The sequence below is a fragment of the Kitasatospora sp. NPDC058063 genome (assembly GCF_042885395.1).
In the GTDB taxonomy this organism is placed as follows: Bacteria; Actinomycetota; Actinomycetes; order Streptomycetales; family Streptomycetaceae; genus Kitasatospora; species Kitasatospora lactacystinica.
In genome coordinates, this window is sequence record NZ_JBHVSD010000009.1 from 144,763 (window position 1) to 160,779 (window position 16,017).

At 71.7% G+C, this 16,017-nt stretch carries 17 protein-coding genes; 5 read left to right on the forward strand and 12 right to left on the reverse strand.

The genetic code is table 11. The annotated features are described in order from the left end of the window. Positions 1–34 precede the first annotated feature (34 nt). Complete coding sequence (locus tag ACFVUY_RS17825; protein WP_387685683.1) at positions 35–1,663, reverse strand: hypothetical protein; 1,629 nt, start codon at positions 1,661–1,663, stop codon at positions 35–37. A 361-nt stretch (positions 1,664–2,024) separates the two neighbouring features. On the opposite strand from ACFVUY_RS17825, the gene ACFVUY_RS17830 reads away from it, so the two are divergent. After that, positions 2,025–3,359 (forward strand): MFS transporter, encoded by a 1,335-nt coding sequence (locus ACFVUY_RS17830; RefSeq protein WP_387730865.1) that lies wholly within the window; start codon positions 2,025–2,027, stop codon positions 3,357–3,359. A gap of 306 nt (positions 3,360–3,665) precedes the next feature. Here the strand turns inward: ACFVUY_RS17830 and ACFVUY_RS17835 are convergent, their stop codons facing one another. Together ACFVUY_RS17835 and ACFVUY_RS17840 are read right to left on the reverse strand one after the other, a co-directional pair. Next, positions 3,666–4,196 (reverse strand): GNAT family N-acetyltransferase, encoded by a 531-nt coding sequence (locus ACFVUY_RS17835; RefSeq protein ID WP_387730868.1) that lies wholly within the window; start codon positions 4,194–4,196, stop codon positions 3,666–3,668. Further along, complete coding sequence (locus ACFVUY_RS17840) at positions 4,193–4,429, reverse strand: hypothetical protein (RefSeq protein ID WP_387730871.1); 237 nt, start codon at positions 4,427–4,429, stop codon at positions 4,193–4,195. Before ACFVUY_RS17840 ends, ACFVUY_RS17835 begins: the two co-directional genes overlap by 4 nt. 166 nt (positions 4,430–4,595) lie before the next feature. Here ACFVUY_RS17840 and ACFVUY_RS17845 point away from each other — a divergent pair, with 166 nt between their 5' ends. Both ACFVUY_RS17845 and ACFVUY_RS17850 read left to right on the forward strand, forming a co-directional pair. Next, entirely contained in the window at positions 4,596–5,027 is a 432-nt protein-coding gene (locus tag ACFVUY_RS17845; RefSeq protein ID WP_387730874.1) for an NUDIX domain-containing protein, read from the forward strand. A gap of 144 nt (positions 5,028–5,171) precedes the next feature. After that, positions 5,172–6,062, forward strand: a complete 891-nt coding sequence (locus ACFVUY_RS17850) for a hypothetical protein (protein WP_387730877.1) — start codon at positions 5,172–5,174, stop codon at positions 6,060–6,062. 164 nt (positions 6,063–6,226) lie between these two features. Here the strand turns inward: ACFVUY_RS17850 and ACFVUY_RS17855 are convergent, their stop codons facing one another. The 8 genes from ACFVUY_RS17855 to ACFVUY_RS17890 are packed head-to-tail and all read right to left on the reverse strand — an operon-like array spanning position 6,227 to position 13,018. After that, positions 6,227–6,619, reverse strand: a complete 393-nt coding sequence (locus tag ACFVUY_RS17855) for a metal-sulfur cluster assembly factor (protein WP_387685667.1) — start codon at positions 6,617–6,619, stop codon at positions 6,227–6,229. Between the two features lie 22 nt (positions 6,620–6,641). Continuing rightward, positions 6,642–7,094, reverse strand: a complete 453-nt coding sequence (sufU, locus tag ACFVUY_RS17860; RefSeq protein ID WP_380548922.1) for a Fe-S cluster assembly sulfur transfer protein SufU — start codon at positions 7,092–7,094, stop codon at positions 6,642–6,644. Between the two features lie 19 nt (positions 7,095–7,113). Next, positions 7,114–8,373: a cysteine desulfurase gene (locus ACFVUY_RS17865; RefSeq protein WP_387685665.1), complete on the reverse strand. Its 1,260-nt coding sequence runs from the start codon at positions 8,371–8,373 to the stop codon at positions 7,114–7,116. Beyond that, the gene (gene sufC, locus ACFVUY_RS17870; RefSeq protein ID WP_380548925.1) at positions 8,370–9,134 is read right to left on the reverse strand and encodes a Fe-S cluster assembly ATPase SufC; all 765 of its coding nucleotides are present in this window, start codon (positions 9,132–9,134) and stop codon (positions 8,370–8,372) included. The genes ACFVUY_RS17865 and sufC overlap by 4 nt, the downstream gene beginning before the upstream one ends. Positions 9,135–9,140: 6 nt before the next feature. After that, positions 9,141–9,458 carry a bifunctional 3-phenylpropionate/cinnamic acid dioxygenase ferredoxin subunit gene (locus tag ACFVUY_RS17875; protein ID WP_359905302.1) on the reverse strand — a complete coding sequence of 106 codons (318 nt, stop codon included), beginning with the start codon at positions 9,456–9,458 and terminating at the stop codon, positions 9,141–9,143. Positions 9,459–9,463: 5 nt separating this feature from the next. Beyond that, positions 9,464–10,693 (reverse strand): Fe-S cluster assembly protein SufD, encoded by a 1,230-nt coding sequence (sufD, locus tag ACFVUY_RS17880; RefSeq protein ID WP_387685661.1) that lies wholly within the window; start codon positions 10,691–10,693, stop codon positions 9,464–9,466. 57 nt (positions 10,694–10,750) lie between these two features. Next, positions 10,751–12,166, reverse strand: a complete 1,416-nt coding sequence (sufB, locus tag ACFVUY_RS17885) for a Fe-S cluster assembly protein SufB (RefSeq protein WP_387685659.1) — start codon at positions 12,164–12,166, stop codon at positions 10,751–10,753. 9 nt (positions 12,167–12,175) lie between these two features. Continuing rightward, positions 12,176–13,018: a helix-turn-helix transcriptional regulator gene (locus ACFVUY_RS17890; protein ID WP_387685656.1), complete on the reverse strand. Its 843-nt coding sequence runs from the start codon at positions 13,016–13,018 to the stop codon at positions 12,176–12,178. A gap of 163 nt (positions 13,019–13,181) precedes the next feature. On the opposite strand from ACFVUY_RS17890, the gene ACFVUY_RS17895 reads away from it, so the two are divergent. Continuing rightward, positions 13,182–14,108, forward strand: coding sequence for an ABC transporter ATP-binding protein (locus tag ACFVUY_RS17895; RefSeq protein ID WP_387685653.1), 927 nt, complete (start codon positions 13,182–13,184; stop codon positions 14,106–14,108). Positions 14,109–14,128: 20 nt separating this feature from the next. Next, positions 14,129–14,905 carry an ABC transporter permease gene (locus tag ACFVUY_RS17900; protein WP_387685651.1) on the forward strand — a complete coding sequence of 259 codons (777 nt, stop codon included), beginning with the start codon at positions 14,129–14,131 and terminating at the stop codon, positions 14,903–14,905. Between the two features lie 73 nt (positions 14,906–14,978). On the opposite strand, the gene ACFVUY_RS17905 is transcribed toward ACFVUY_RS17900, so the two are convergent. Then, entirely contained in the window at positions 14,979–15,662 is a 684-nt protein-coding gene (locus ACFVUY_RS17905; RefSeq protein ID WP_387730880.1) for an LAETG motif-containing sortase-dependent surface protein, read from the reverse strand. Between the last annotated feature and the right edge of the window lie 355 nt (positions 15,663–16,017).

Genomic DNA, 16,017 nt, shown 5'->3' on the forward strand with positions numbered 1-16,017 from the left:
CCCGGCTCGGCCCACTCCGTGAAGGCCGGGAGGCTCAGCTCCTGGAGCGCGCCTTGAAGGCGGCCTTGCGCGCCTCCTTGGCCAGCGCCCGGTCCGGGTGCAGCTCCCCGATCGCCTCCAGGACGTCCGCCGTGTACGGGTGGTCGACCCGCCACAGCTCGCCGAACCACCCGGCCGGATCGCCGTTCACCGGCAGGTCGGTGATCAGTTCGCGGAGCAGCTCGGCGTCCCCGCCGTTGTCCAGCAGCTGGGCGGCGAAGGTGTCGACCACCGTCCACAGCGCCATCGCCCGGTCCGGCACCGGCACGTCCGTCGCGCCCTGCGCGGCCAGCCAGGCCCGCGCCGCGCCACCCAGCTCCGGGTCGTCCATGGCCTCCCGGACGGCCGGCTCCGCGTCCGGTCCGAGCAGGTTGAGCGCCGAGACGCAGAGCATCCGGCGCAGCGGGCCGTAGCCGTCGGTACCGCGCGCCGCCGCGAGCAGCTCGCGCGCCGCCGCCACCGGCTCCCGGTCGGCGGTCCACACCCGCAGCTCCTCCTCCGGCAGCACGTTGGCGGACTCGCACACCCCGCGCAGCAGCTCGGCCGCGTTCCCCCGGGCCAGGTCGCCGACCAGCGGGGCGTCGTAGCCGTCCTCCAGCAGCCACTGCCGGATGCCGTACTGGCCGAGCGGGGTGAGCCGGACCAGCCCGAAGCGGGCCGACTCCTCCTCGTCCAGCGGCTCCTCGCCGACCGCGGCGGGCTCCTCGCCGTCCTCCTCGTCGAACAGCTCGGGGTCGATCGGGCGGTAGTCCAGCAGGCCGAGCTCGGCGAGGTCGCCCAGCATCGGGTCCAGCGCGACCATCACGTCCGTGATGTCGCCGAGCAGCTCCTCGCTGGGCTCCTCGCCCTCCGGGACGACCAGCAGCGCGGCCAGCACGCCCAGCGGCACGGTCTCGTTGCCCGGCTCGGCGAAGGCGGTGGTCTCGTAGAGCACCTGCAGGGCCTCGTCCAGCAGCTCGGCGGCCTCGTCGCGGGCCTCCTCGACCTCGGAGAGCCCGTCCTCGTCCTCCTCCTCGTCCGCGCCGTCCCCGGCCGGTTCCGCCCCGCCCTCGGCCCCCTCCGGGACGGAGTCCGCCTCGACGGCCAGCTCCCGGACGATCCCGGCGGCGGTCAGCCACAGCTCCAGGACGGTCTCCGGGTCGCCCTGCTCGGCGGGTTCCAGGTCCGGGCCCGGGACGGCGACGTGCTCGCCGTCCGCGGTCGTGCCGAGCTCCACCAGGTCCAGGTCGCAGGCCAGCGACCAGGCCCGCAGTGCCTCGACCTCGGCCTCCTCGGGCACCTCGCCCTCGGCCGGGGCCAGGCCCAGCAGCCGGGCCGCGGGTGCCCGGTCCGCCTCGACCAGGTCGCCGAACTCGTCCACCTCCCGGTGCGGGGCGGCCCAGCGGGCCAGCACCAGCGCGTACCCGAACATCGGTACGGCCTTCGCCTGCTCGGCCAGCTCCCGCTCGGCGGGCAGCTTCACCGGCGGGACCAGGACCGCCGCGTCGTCCAGGTCCTCGTCGTCCAGCCCGTGCGCGGCGAACGCCCCGTAGAGGTCCTGGAGCTCCAGGTCCGCGGGCAGCACCGCCTCGGCCGCGCCCTCCCCCGCCGAAGCCCCGGTGTTCTTGCGACGTCGTCCGGCCATCGTTGTGCGCTCTCCCTCAGCCAGCGGTCAGCCCAACAGCGCCGCGTACCGATCCATCACCTCAGCGTATAGGCCGGGCACCCCCGATGCCCGGCCGTACGGGGCGCACCCAGGGGCGCGCGCCATGGACGCGCGCCCACCCCTTATCCTTCGGTCTGGTAGCGCGCACACCCCGCGCCTGCCACCGGGGCAACGAAGCCCAACCGCCCTCCGCCCGACCCCGGGCCGGAGGGGCCCTCTTCAGCTCACCTCGCCCCACCAGGGAGCCCGTACCCGCGGCCACCACCACAGCGCCTCCGGACGGGCGCGCCGGCACAACCCCGCCGACCCCGGTGGTGCCCGGCCACAGGAGACCCCTGCCATGGCGGACCTCTCCCCCGCCGGCTCCGGCCTGCGCACCGCGCAGCTCGACGGACGCCGACTGTCGGAGGCCCTGCTTCCCCTGGAGCTCGCGCCGCGCGCCCAGCTCCAGCTCGCCGCGATCAGCCGCTGGAACGCGCTGCGCGGCGTCCGCGTCGGCCTGGTGGCCGCCGCCCTGCTGCTGATGCTGATCGGCGCCAACCTCGCGACGCCGATCTACTCGCTCCTCCAGCAGCGGCTGCACCTCACCGCGCTCGACACCACCGTCCTGTTCGCGATCTACGTACTGGCGCTGGTCCCGGTGCTGGCCGTGGTCGGCCACTGGTCCGACCACCTCGGCCGACGCGCCCTGATCCTGCCCGCCGTCGCGCTGGCCGCCGCCGGCGACGTCGTGTTCGCCACCTCCGGCAGCTTCTGGCAGCTCGCCGCCGGCCGAGCCGTCCAGGGCATCGCCGTCGGCCTGTCCACCGGCGCCGCCGGGGCCGCCCTCGGCGACCTGCTGCCCGACCGGCCGACCCAGGCCGCCAAGATCACCCTGGCCTGCTCGGCGGGCGGCGTCGCGCTCGGCCCGGTGGTCGGCGCCCTGCTGGCCGGCGGCTCCGACCCGCTGCTCACCCCGTTCCTGCTGCACGCCGTCGCCCTGCTGGCGCTCTGCGTGCCGCTGGCCCTCCTCCACCCCCGGATGCCCGGCCGCAGCCGCCCGCCGGCCTCCCCGCCCCGCATCACCACCCCGGCCCACCTGCGCCCGCAGCGCCTGCGGCTGCCCCGCACCGGGCGCCGCGAATTCCTGCTCGCCGCCACCGCCGGCTTCATCTCCTACGCGGTGTTCGGCGTCTACCTCAGCTTGGCCCCGGCCTTCGCCGCCCAGCTGCTGCACACCGACTCCAAACTGGTCGGCGCGATCGTGGCGGCCCTCCTGCTCGGCTCCTCGGCCGCCACCCAGCTGCTCGTCCCGCCGACCTCGGACCGCGTGGTGACCGCCCTCGGCATGGCAGGCCTCGCCGCCGGCCTCGGCCTGGTCGTCGCCGCCCAGTACACCGGCACCCCGGCGCTGCTCTTCATCGGCAGCGTCCTCGGCGGAATCTCCCAGGGCGTGGCCTTCCGCTCCCTGTTCACCGCCGCCGTCGGCGCGATGAACCCGGAACGCCGCGGCTCCGAGCTGAGCACCCTCTGGGTCATCGTCTACCTCGGCAGCTCCGCCCCCATCATCGCCCTCGGCGCCCTCGTCCAGACCTACGGCCTCCTCCCGTCGGTCAGCGGCTTCGCCGCCGTCGCCGCCGTCGCCTGCGCCGCCCTCGCGATGGCCGTCGCCCGCAAACCCGGGGCAACAGCCTGACCCCCTCGAACACCGAAGCGTCGCTGCCCGGGACTTCCGAAGAAGTCCCGGGCAGCGACGTCTCCGCCACCGGGTGAGCACCCGCGCATCATCTGCTTCGTTGAACAAGTCCACCGCCGTTCCCCACCATCCACCCCCCACCCGCCTGCCGGCGGGTTCCCGCCCCGCCCTCGCCGCGCGCCGCCCCGCCAGGCGGCACGCGGCGCTGATGGAGCACAGCGAGAACCTGGGCGACGACGCCAGTGGGCTCGAAGGCCGTCCACATGTGGTTTGCGTCGTGGCCGAGGAGATGGTGACGCCCGAGGCTCAGTGGATCGGGCGGATCATCGCGGTCAGCCGGGGCGAGTCCGGAGAGGGCTGTTGCGCGTTGAACGCCTGGTAGCCCCACATCTCGTAGAGCCGCTGGACCTTGCCGTCCCCGGCGAGCGGGTTGACCAGAAGGGTGACACGGCCCTCAACGCGGCGAAGCAGCAGCTCGTCGTGGATCCGGCGGGCGGCACCCGTGCCCCGCCATGGGCTCCGGACGCCGATTTCCTTGATGGCCAGAGCCGGGGCTTCGGTGCAGCCGTCCGGAAGGGGCTCGGTCATGCGCTTCCAGTAGCGGTCACCCGCCTCGATCGTGTTGCCGTAGGCGTAGCCGATCGGTACCTCACCGTCGTAGCCGAGGACGAGCTCGAAGCCGGGCTCGGTGGCATGCCGGTCGAGGCGTTCGGCGAACACGTCGACGCGGTAGTTCGGCAGGTGCAGCAGTGGGGCCCGCACGTCGCTGTACACGTCCAGCAGGTCCTGCCGGGCCCCGGGGGGCAGGGTGGTGTGGTGACGGAGTTCGACGGTCACGCGGTGGTCCTCCAGGTGTTGTGGGCGTACGCCGTCCAAGTGTGGTCCGGGCCACTTCCGCCGGCCCGCTCGTTCAGCGAGGTGCCGAAGGCGGCCAGCATCCAGGTGACGCGGGGATGCGCGGAGTCCTCGACCGGGACGAACATGGCGGTTGCGATCGCGGGCTCCAGATCGCCCTGCCCGAGCTGGGCGCGGGCGAGCCGGACTGCGGTGATCGCTCGGGACCTCTGCATGGTGTCGTGCCGGCGGCCCCGGCCTTCCTTGACCGGGGCCGCCCCGAGGACATCGCCTTCCTCGCCGACCCCAGTGCGTCCTTCATCACCGGCCAGTCGTGGCACGTCGACGGCGGCTGGCTCCTCCACCGACCGGCCCATCCCACCGAACAGGAAGCAAGCCACCATGCAGCACCGCGTCCGAGCCGTACTCCTCACCCCGCACGACACCCTGCTGTTGATCAAGCGCATCCGCCCCGGCATCGCCCCGTACTGGGTGATCGTCGGTGGCAGGATCGAGCCGACCGACGCCGGTCCCGAGGACGCCCTGCTGCGCGAGGTCCGCGAGGAGATCGCCGGCGAAGCCGAGATCGTCCGCCTCCTCCACACCGTCGAAACCGGCGACGAGCGCCAGAACTTCTACCTCGCCACCGTCGAGAAGTGGAGCTTCAAGGACCGCACCGGTCCCGAGTTCAGCCAGGAAGGCCGAGGCGAGTACCTCCTGGAGGAAATCCCCCTCACCACCGAAGCCCTCGACGCGGTCAACCTCCTGCCCCAGGACTTCGCCACCGTCCTGCGCGCGGCCGTCGAAGGCGGGGACCTCCTGGCCACCAGGTAACCGCAAGTCGGCAGCTGCTCATCGACCCCAAACGCCTCACGCAGTGTCAATTGCCGTGATACGTTCCGTAATCCAATCGAAAACAGGCGACCCCGGCGGTGCTGGTAACACCCCGGGGTCCGGCAACAGGAGCCAAAACTCCCGATGCGTGTCCATCGTAGCGCCCACGTGCGCAACTTCACCGTGCTGCCCAACGCCGTGCTTCAGTACCGGCGGTTGAGCTACACCGCCCGAGGCCTGCTCGCGGACCTCCTCTCCCGACCCGACGGCTGGCGGGAGGACGGTCGGCACATGGCCGACTCCAGCCCGCAGGGGCGCGGAGCGATCCGCAAGGCCCTGAAGGAGCTGACCGACGCGGGCTTCTACCGCGTTGAGAAGATCCGCATGCCGGACGGCACCATCCGCACCGAGACCCACGTGTACGACACACCATGGTTCGCGCCGGATGCCACCCGTCCGGCTCCCGGTGGAGCGGCCACCGGGCGCGCTGGCAGCCCTGTTGTAAAGGACCGGCAGCAAGAACCCACCCTCCCCGCGAGTCCGGCCGACAACGCCGAATCAGAAGGACGGGAGGAGGATTTCGAGACCGAAGAGGTCCGCGAGGCGGTCGCCACGCTGTTCCGGGTGATCCGCCCCGAGCCCCGACTGCGCCTGGGCGAGGCCGAAGCCGCCGAACTCGCGCCCCTCGTCGCACAGTGGCTGCAACGCGGCGCGGCCCACGCCGACCTGGCCCAGGCCCTGCTGCCGGGCCTGCCCACCCCGGTGCACTCGGCGGCCGCCGTGCTCCGCTACCGCCTGGAGCACAAGATGCCGCCCGCGCGGCCCGCCGCACGGCCACCGGCCCGGTACTCCGAGTGCGCCACGTGCCACGACCCCGTGCCCCGACCGGGCATCTGCCGCCCGTGCGCCGGCCTGGCAACCCGAACCCTCACGGTCGGCCAGGGCGCGGACGTGGCAGCCGCGGGTGCCGCCCGGGTCCGAACCGCAATGCGCTCCGCGATGACCGGCAGTCGACCTGCACACATCGCCGCCTGAACCACGCCGCCCTGCTCCATCAGCGCCGCGCGCCGCCAGGCCGGGCGGCGCGCGGCCCGGGCCGGGGCGGGCCCCCCCCCGCGGGCGGAGCGGGGCGCCGAAACCCCCCGCCCCCGCGCCCCCCTCGGTTCGCGCGGCAGCAGGTTGACGATCGACGAACGTCCTCAGACGTTGAAGCCGAGGGCGCGGAGCTGGTCGCGGCCGTCGTCGGTGATCTTGTCCGGGCCCCACGGCGGCATCCAGACCCAGTTGATGCGCAGGTCCTGCACCAGGCCGTCGGTGGCGGTCTTGGCCTGGTCCTCGATGACGTCGGTCAGCGGGCAGGCCGCCGAGGTGAGCGTCATGTCGATGGTGGCCACGTCGGACTCGTCGATGTGGATGCCGTAGATCAGGCCCAGGTTGACGACGTCGATGCCCAGTTCGGGGTCGACGACGTCCATCAGGGCCTCGGTCAGGTCCTCGACCGAGACGGTGCCGGCGGTGGTGCCGACGATGAGACCGGTCTGCTGCTCCGCAGCGGGGGCCTCGGTGCCGGTGGTGGTGCTCTCGTCACTCATGGTCTTGTCCTCCTCTGCGGGGTCAGTCGTTCACGGCGGGGTTCTGGGCGAGCGCCTGGGCGGTGGCGTCCTTCCAGGCCATCCAGCTGAGCAGGGCGCACTTGACCCGGGCCGGGTACTTGGAGACGCCGGCGAACGCGACCGCGTCCTCCAGCACCTCCTCGTCGCCCTCGCCCTGGCCCTTGCTCTGCATCAGCTCCAGGAAGGCCTCCTGGACCGCCTGCGCCTCGCCCACGGTCTTGCCGACCACCAGGTCGTTGAGCACCGAGGCGCTCGCCTGGCTGATCGAACAGCCCTGCGACTCGTACGAGACGTCGGTGACGGTGGCGCCGTCGAGCTTCACCCGCAGGGTGATCTCGTCGCCGCACGTCGGGTTGACGTGGTGCACCTCGGCGTCGCCGTCCCGCAGCCCCTTGCCGTGCGGGTTGCGGTAGTGGTCCAGGATGATGTCCTGGTACATCGAGTCGAGCTTCATGGTCGTCCTGCCCCGTCCCTCAGCCGAAGAAGTTCCGGACGTGGTGCAGGCCGTCGATCAGCGCGTCGACCTCGCCCGGCGTCGAGTACAGATAGAACGACGCCCGCGTGGTCGCCGGAATTCCGTACCGCAGGCACACCGGCCGCGCGCAGTGGTGGCCGACGCGCACGGCGATGCCCTGCTCGTCCAGCACCTGGCCCACGTCGTGCGGGTGGATGTCGCCGAGGGTGAAGGAGATCGCGGCACCGCGGTCCACGGCCGTGCGCGGGCCGATGATCCGCAGGTCCGGGACCTCCAGCAGCCGCTCGACGGCGTACTCGGTGATCGCGTGCTCGTGCGCCGCGATCTTCTCCATGCCGATGCCCTGGAGGTAGTCGATGGCCGCGCCGAGCCCGACCGCCTGGGCGATCGGCGGGGTGCCGGCCTCGAACTTGTGGGGCGCCGGGGCGTAGGTGGACGAGCCCATGGTGACGGTCTCGATCATCTCGCCGCCGCCGAGGAACGGCGGGAGGTCCTCCAGCAGCTCCTGGCGGCCCCAGAGCACGCCGATGCCGGTCGGGGCCAGCATCTTGTGGCCGGTGAACGCGACGAAGTCGGCCTCCAGCGCCTGCACGTCCATCACCATGTGCGGCGCGGCCTGCGAGGCGTCGATGACGACCAGGGCGCCGACCGACTGGGCCTTGCGGACGATCGTCTCGACCGGGTTGATCGTGCCGAGCAGGTTGGAGACCAGGGTGAAGGAGACCACCTTGGTCTTCTCGGTGATCAGCTCGTCGATGTTCGACAGGTCGAGCCGGCCCTCGTCGGTCAGCCCGAACCACTTGAGCTTCGCGCCGCTGCGCTGCGACAGCAGCTGCCACGGGACGATGTTGGAGTGGTGCTCCATCTCCGTGATGACGATCTCGGAGTCGGCGTCCACCCGGTAGGGCTCGTCGGCCCAGGCCAGCATGTTGGCGACGAGGTTGAGCGACTCCGAGGCGTTCTTGGTGAAGATCACCTCGTTGCGGCTCGGCGCGTTGACGAAGGCCGCGACCTTGTCCCGGGCGCCCTCGTACAGCGCCGTGGCCTCCTCGGCGAGCACGTGCACGCCGCGGTGGACGTTGGCGTTGTGCCGCTCGTAGTAGGCGTTCAGGGCGTCCAGCACCTGGCGCGGCTTCTGCGAGGTAGCCGCGTTGTCCAGGTAGACCAGCGGCTTGTCGTCGTGCAGCACCCGCTGGAGGACCGGGAAGTCCTTGCGGATCGCGTCGGTGTCGAGCAGTCCCGCAAACGGATGGGTCACTCGGACGCGCCCCCCTTCACATACGACTCGTAGCCCTCTTCCTCCAGCTTGTCGGCCAGCTCGGCGCCGCCGGACTCGACGATGCGGCCGCCCGCGAAGACGTGGACGTGGTCGGGCTTGATGTACCGCAGGATGCGGGTGTAGTGGGTCACCAGCAGGGTGCCGACCTCGCCGGTCGAGCGGACCCGGTTGATGCCCTCGGAGACGATGCGCAGCGCGTCGACGTCCAGGCCGGAGTCGGTCTCGTCGAGGATCGCGATCTTCGGCTTGAGCAGCTCCAGCTGGAGGATCTCGTGGCGCTTCTTCTCACCGCCGGAGAAGCCCTCGTTGACGTTGCGCTCGGCGAAGGCCGGGTCCATCTGGAGGGCGGCCATCGCCTCCTTGACCTCCTTCACCCACAGCCGCAGCTTGGGGGCCTCGCCGCGGACGGCGGTGGCGGCGGTGCGCAGGAAGTTGCTGACCGAGACGCCGGGGACCTCGACCGGGTACTGCATGGCCAGGAAGACGCCGGCCTTGGCACGCTCGTCGACGGACATCTCCAGGACGTCCTCGCCGTCCAGCAGCACCGAGCCGCCGGTGACGGTGTACTTGGGGTGGCCGGCCAGCGAGTAGGCGAGGGTGGACTTGCCGGAGCCGTTCGGACCCATGATGGCGTGGGTCTCGCCCTGCTTCACGGTCAGGTCCACGCCCTTCAGGATCTCGCGCGGGCCGTTCTCGGCGTCCACGGAGACGTGCAGGTCGCGGATTTCAAGGGTTGCCATGTGTACTCAGGACTCCTGGTTGACGGAGACGAGCACATCGTCCCCTTCGATCTTTACGGGGTAGACAGCGACCGGCTTGGTGGCGGGCAGGCCGGACGGCTTGCCGGTGCGCAGGTCGAAGCTGGAGCCGTGCAGCCAGCACTCGATCATGCAGTCCTCGACCTCGCCCTCGGAGAGCGAGACGTTCGCGTGCGAGCAGGTGTCGTTGACCGCGAACACCCCCTCGTCGGTACGGACGACGGAGACCGGCACGCCGTTGAGGTCCACGCGCTTGGGAACGTCCTCCTGGAGGTCGCTCAGCGCGCAGGCACGGAGGAAGGTCATCGCGTTCAGACCGCCGATTCCAGCTCGGCGTCGATCTTCTCCATGAGCTGGTCCTGGACCTCGGCCACGCCGATCTGCTGGAGCAGCTCGGCGAAGAAGCCGCGCACGACCAGGCGGCGGGCCTCGTCGGCCGGGATGCCGCGGGCCTGCAGGTAGAACAGCTGCTCGTCGTCGAAGCGGCCGGTCGCCGAGGCGTGGCCGGCGCCGACGATCTCGCCGGTCTCGATCTCCAGGTTCGGGATCGAGTCGACCCGGGCGCCGTCGGTGAGCACCAGGTTCCGGTTGAGCTCGTAGGTGTCGGTGCCGACCGCGGCGGCGCGGATCAGCACGTCGCCGACCCAGACCGCGTGCGCGTCCTGGCCCTGGAGCGCGCCCTTGTACGCCACGTTCGACCGGCAGTGCGGCGTGTCGTGGTCGATCACCAGGCGGTGCTCCAGGTGCTGGCCGGCGTCGGCGAAGTAGAGGCCGAACAGCTCGGCCTCGCCGCCGGGGCCCGCGTAGGTGACCCGCGGGTGCAGGCGGACCAGGTCGCCGCCGAAGGTGACGGCCACGGACTTGAACGAGGCGTCCCGGCCGATCAGCGCGTTGTGCTGGGCGGCGTGGACGGCGTCGCGCTCCCAGTCCTGCACGGAGACGAAGGTGAGCTTGGCGCCCTCGCCGACCAGCAGCTCGACGTTGGCGGCCCGGGTGCCGGTGCCCTCGTGGTTCAGCACCACGACGGCCTCGGCGAACGGCTTGACGTCGATCACCACGTGGGCGAAGCGGACCCCGCCCTCGCCGCGCACGTCGATCCTGACCGGCTCGGCCAGCACCGACTCCTTGGGGACGGTGACCACCAGCGCCTGCTCGAAGGCGCTGAACGCCTGCGCGGCGACCCGGTCGACCGGCTTGCCGGCCTTGCCCAGGCGGGCGTCGTCCCGGCCGACGGTCTCGGCGGTGACGCCGTCCGGCAGCGTGAACTCGACCTTGTCCTCACCGCGCGGGGCGGAGGCGGCGGTGCCGTCGTGCAGCCCGCCGAGGCGGTGCAGCGGGGTGAACCGCCAGTCCTCCTCGCGGCCGGTGGGCACCGGGAAGTCGTTCACGTCGAAGGACGGCTTGACCGCGACGCGCGCGTCGATCGGCTGCTGGACCGCGGTGCGGCCGGTGCCGGGGCCGGCGAGCTGCGCGCCCGCGCCGGCGGTGCCGACCTCGATCGACCCGGCGGTGGTGGAGCCGGTGGTGTTCTGCTCAGCCATGGCTGTTCGTAGTGCTCTCTTCCTCGGAAATGAGTGGACGGCGGCGGCGGCCTGGGGTCAGCCGACCGCGCCCTCCATCTGCAGCTCGATCAGCCTGTTGAGCTCCAGCGCGTACTCCATCGGCAGCTCGCGCGCGATCGGCTCGACGAAGCCGCGGACGATCATCGCCATCGCCTCGAACTCGGTCATGCCGCGGCTCATCAGGTAGAAGAGCTGGTCCTCGCTGACCTTGGAGACGGTCGCCTCGTGGCCCATGGACACGTCGTCCTCGCGGACGTCCACGTACGGGTAGGTGTCCGAGCGGGAGATGGTGTCCACCAGCAGCGCGTCGCACAGCACGTTGGACTTGGCGCCCTTGGAGCCCTCGCCGATCTCGATCAGGCCGCGGTAGGAGGTCCGGCCGCCGCCGCGCGCCACCGACTTGGAGACGATGTTGGAGGAGGTGTTCGGCGCCATGTGCACCATCTTGGCGCCGGCGTCCTGGTGCTGGCCCTCGCCCGCGAAGGCGATCGACAGGGTCTCGCCCTTGGCGTGCTCGCCCATCAGGTAGACGGCCGGGTACTTCATGGTGACCTTGGAGCCGATGTTGCCGTCGACCCACTCCATGGTCGCGCCCTCGTACGCCACGGCGCGCTTGGTGACCAGGTTGTAGACGTTGTTCGACCAGTTCTGGATGGTCGTGTAGCGGCAGCGGCCGCCCTTCTTGACGATGATCTCCACGACCGCCGAGTGCAGCGAGTCGGAGGAGTAGATCGGGGCGGTGCAGCCCTCGACGTAGTGGACGTAGGCGTCCTCGTCGACGATGATCAGCGTCCGCTCGAACTGGCCCATGTTCTCGGTGTTGATCCGGAAGTAGGCCTGCAGCGGGATGTCGACGTGCACGCCCTTCGGCACGTAGATGAACGAGCCGCCGGACCACACGGCCGTGTTCAGCGCGGCGAACTTGTTGTCGCCGACCGGGATGACGGTGCCGAAGTACTCCTTGAAGATCTCCGGGTGCTCGCGCAGCGCGGTGTCGGTGTCCAGGAAGATGACGCCCTGCTCCTCCAGGTCCTCACGGATCTGGTGGTAGACGACCTCGGACTCGTACTGGGCGGCGACACCGGCGACCAGGCGCTGCTTCTCCGCCTCCGGGATGCCGAGCTTGTCGTAGGTGGCCTTGATGTCCGCGGGCAGGTCCTCCCAGGACTCGGCCTGCTTCTCGGTGGAGCGGACGAAGTACTTGATGTTGTCGAAGTCGATGCCGGAGAGGTCGGAGCCCCAGGTCGGCATGGGCTTCTTGCCGAACAGCTTCAGGCCCTTGAGCCGCAGGTTCAGCATCCACTCGGACTCGTTCTTCTTCGCCGAGATGTCGCGGACGACCTCCTCGCTGAGCCCGCGCTTGGCCGCGGCACCGGCGGTGTCCGGGTCGGCCCAGCCGTACTCGTAATTGCCGAGGCCTTCGAGCTCGGGGTGCGAAACGGTGTCAGTCATGCGAGCTTCCTAACGCGCGGACGCTGAATCTTCGGTGGACGTACCGGCAGTCGGCACTGCATCGGAGCCGCGTCCCGCCGGGGGCTGGGCGGGCGACGATGCGGCACCGGGTGCCGGCACATAGGTGGTGCAGACCCCGTCGCCGTGGGCGATCGTGGCCAGCCGTTGCACATGGGTGCCCAGGAGCCGGGAGAAGACCTCGGTCTCCGCCTCGCAGAGCTGCGGGAACTGCTCGGCGATGTGCGCGACCGGGCAGTGGTGCTGGCAGAGCTGGGCGCCCGCCGGGGCCTTGGCCGCGGCCGACGGGACACGCCGCACCGTGGCAGCGTACCCGTCCGCGCTCAGCGCCTGGGCCAGCGCCTCGGTGCGTTCCCCGGCGGCGGCCATGCGCAGGGCCTCCAGGTACTTCTCGGCCTGCTGGCCGAACCGGGCGCGGGCGAAGGCGGCGACCGCCTCCTCCCCCGCCTTGCCGCCGCCCACCGAGTCCGCGATCCAGCGGAGCGCGTCGGCGGCGAGCTGGTCGTACGCCTGGTAGAAGGCGTCCCGGCCGGCGTCGGTGAGGGCGAAGACCTTGGCCGGACGGCCCCGGCCGCGGCTTCCGTAGACCCGCTGTTCGCGGGACTCGACCAGACGGGTGGCGACCAGCCCGTCGAGGTGGCGGCGGACGGCGGCGGCGGTGAGGCCGAGCCGGTTCGCCAGGTCGGCGGCGGAGGAGGGGCCGTGGTCCAGGATCGACCGGGCGACCCGGTCCCGGGTGGCCCGGTGGCCCTCCAGCAGCACCTCGGCCGCCGTCACGGGCACGTCGCAGGAGGAGGCCGTCTCGGCCTCCTGCTGCTGGGCGTGCTCGCGCATGTTTTTCACAACACCAGTGTTGCGTAATTCCTTCCGCCGCGACAAGCCGTGATCCAGGCCTCACCGGTGTCATCTGTCACGCAGGTTAGCCTTACCTGACCTGCAAAAACGATCATCGAGCCGCCGTCCGGCCCGCGCGTCAGGCCCTCTTACACTCGCCGGTATGCACTCCGAACCCGCGGTCCAGATCGCCGGGCTGGTCAAACGCTACGACGACAAGCTCGCGGTGGACGGCCTCGACCTCACCATCCCGGCCGGCGCGATCACCGCCGTCCTCGGCCCCAACGGCGCCGGCAAGACCACCACCATCGAGACCTGCGAGGGCTACCGCCGCCCCGACGCCGGCACCGTCCGGGTCCTCGGCCTCGACCCGGTCGCCCAGAGCGCCGCGCTGCGGCCCCGGATCGGCGTCATGCTGCAGTCCGGCGGCGTGTACGCGGGCGCGCGCGCCGTCGAGATGCTGCGGCACACCGCCAAGCTGCACGCCCACCCGCTGGACGTGGACGCCCTGGTCGAGCGCCTCGGCCTCGGCTCCTGCGGCCGCACCGCCTACCGGCGGCTGTCCGGCGGCCAGCAGCAGCGGCTCGCCCTGGCGATGGCCGTGGTCGGCCGCCCCGAGCTGGTCTTCCTGGACGAGCCCACCGCGGGCCTCGACCCGCAGGCCCGACGGGCCACCTGGGAGCTGGTGCGCGACCTGCGCCGGGACGGCGTCACCGTGGTCGTCACCACCCACCACATGGACGAGGCCGAGCAGCTCGCCGACCGGGTCGCCGTCGTGGACCGCGGCCGGGTGATCGCCGACGGCACCGTCGAGGAGCTGTGCCGCGGCGGCGCCGAGGACTCCCTGCGCTTCGACGGCCCGCCCGGCCTCGACCTCGGCCCGCTGCTCAAGGAGCTGCCCGAGGGCGCCACGGCCACCGAGACCGCCCCCGGCAGCTACCGCGTCGAGGCGCCCGTCGACCCGAGGCTGGTGGCCACCGTCACCGGCTGGTGCGCGGCCTCCGGCGTCCTGCCCGAACGGCTGTCCGTCCAGCGCCGCAGCCTGGAGGACGTCTTCCTCGACCTGACCGGACGGGAGCTGCGCTCGTGAGCGAACGGAGTGAGGGAACCATGAGCGCCACCACCACCGACTACTCCCCCGCACCGGGCCCCGCGCCCGTCGGCCGGATGCTGCTCGCCCAGACCGCGTTCGAGACCCGGATGCTGCTGCGCAACGGCGAGCAGCTGCTGCTCACCGTGGTCATCCCGACCGTGCTGCTGGTGCTGTTCTCCGCCGTGGACGTCGTCGCGGTCGAGGGCCCCGGCAAGCGGGTCGACTTCCTGGCGCCCGGCCTGCTGGCGCTGGCCGTGATGTCCACCGCCTTCACCGGCCAGGCCATCGCCACCGGGTTCGAGCGCCGCTACGGCGTCCTGAAGCGGCTCGGCGCCAGCCCGCTGCCGCGCTGGGCGCTGCTGACCGCCAAGACCGGCTGCGTCCTGGTGACGGAGGCGCTGCAGGTGGCGCTGCTGTCGGTGATCGCGCTGGCCCTCGGCTGGTCCCCGCACGGGGACCCGCTGACCGTCGCCGCGCTGCTCTTCCTCGGCACCGCCGCCTTCTCCGGGCTCGGCCTGCTGATGGCCGGCACGCTGAAGGCCGAGGCCACCCTGGCCGGCGCCAACCTGGTGTTCGTCCTGCTGCTGCTCGGCGGCGGGGTGATCGTGCCGCTGACCAGGTTCCCCGAGGCCGTGCGGTCGGTGCTGGAGCTGCTGCCGATCTCGGCGCTCTCGGACGGCCTGCGGTCGGTGCTCCAGAACGGCGCCGGGGTGCCGTGGGCCGACCTCGGCATCCTGGCCGGCTGGTCGGTGCTCGGGCTGGCCGCGGCCGCCCGCTTCTTCCGCTGGGAGTAGGTCGGCGAGTACCGACGAACGACGCCCCCCGGCCGCTTCGGGCCGGGGGGCGTCGTGGTCATCGGGCCGGGTGTCAGCTCTCGCTGCCGCCGCGGCGCTTGCGGGCGAGCAGGACGAGCGCGCCGCCGACCAGCAGCACGCCGCCGCCGGCCGCCGCGATGATCGGGGTCGAGTCGCTGCTACCGGTCTGGGCGAGCGCCGGCGCACTGGTGGTGGGCGTCGGGGTCGGCGTCGGGGTCTTGCTCGGGGTGGGCGTGGCCGACGGGGTCGGCGTGGCCGGGGGCGTGGTCGACGGCGTGGGGGTCGGGGTCGCGGTCGGCGTCGGCGTCGGCGTCGGGGTCGGCGTCTTGGTGGGGGTGGGCGTGGGGGTGGGAGTCGGCGTGTGGCACGGCTCGATGGTCTTGGTCTCGTTGATGTTCCAGCCCTTCTCGTTCGGGTTCTCCGTGGTGGTGACCACCAGGTTCGCCTTGATCGGGGCGTTGTGATCCTTCACCGGGAAGGTGCCGTGGTACTCCTTCGGGAAGATCTTGCCGTCCAGGACCTTCTCGCCGTCGATGGTGAGGCTGACGGTGTTCTTCACGGTCTCGTTGCCGCTGTAGTTGATCAGATCGATCACGATCTTGTCGCAGGTCACCGTCCAACTCGGCACGTGCGCCGAGGCATTGGTGGCCAGCGCCAGGGGCAGGAGAAAACCGGCCGCAGCCGTTCCGGCAAGCGCCGTCGCACCGATCGCAAAGTGCCGCTGCTGTCGTGCCATTACTTTGTTCCCCTCCGAACGGTCTTGTGCAGCAGGCGTGTTGAGTGGTTCGCGGTGGCCCGCTACGACTGTCCGGGGGACTCTACCGGCACTCCCGCACCCCGCCACACCCCGCCGTACGACCGGATATCGACTGTCCGTCCGTCTTCCGATGTGCATGACCAGCCCATCACAGCCGTCACCTCGCGGAACGCGGATTCGACAAAGCTGAATGGACTTCGTCACCTTCAAGACAGAACGGAGCCCTCGGTGATCGGGTTCAATCACCGAGGGCTCCGATTCAGTCAGCCGACGAACAGCGGGCCATTCCGGCCTTTCCGTCGATTCCGCCCCTCCGCGGCCGGGGCCGCCGCCG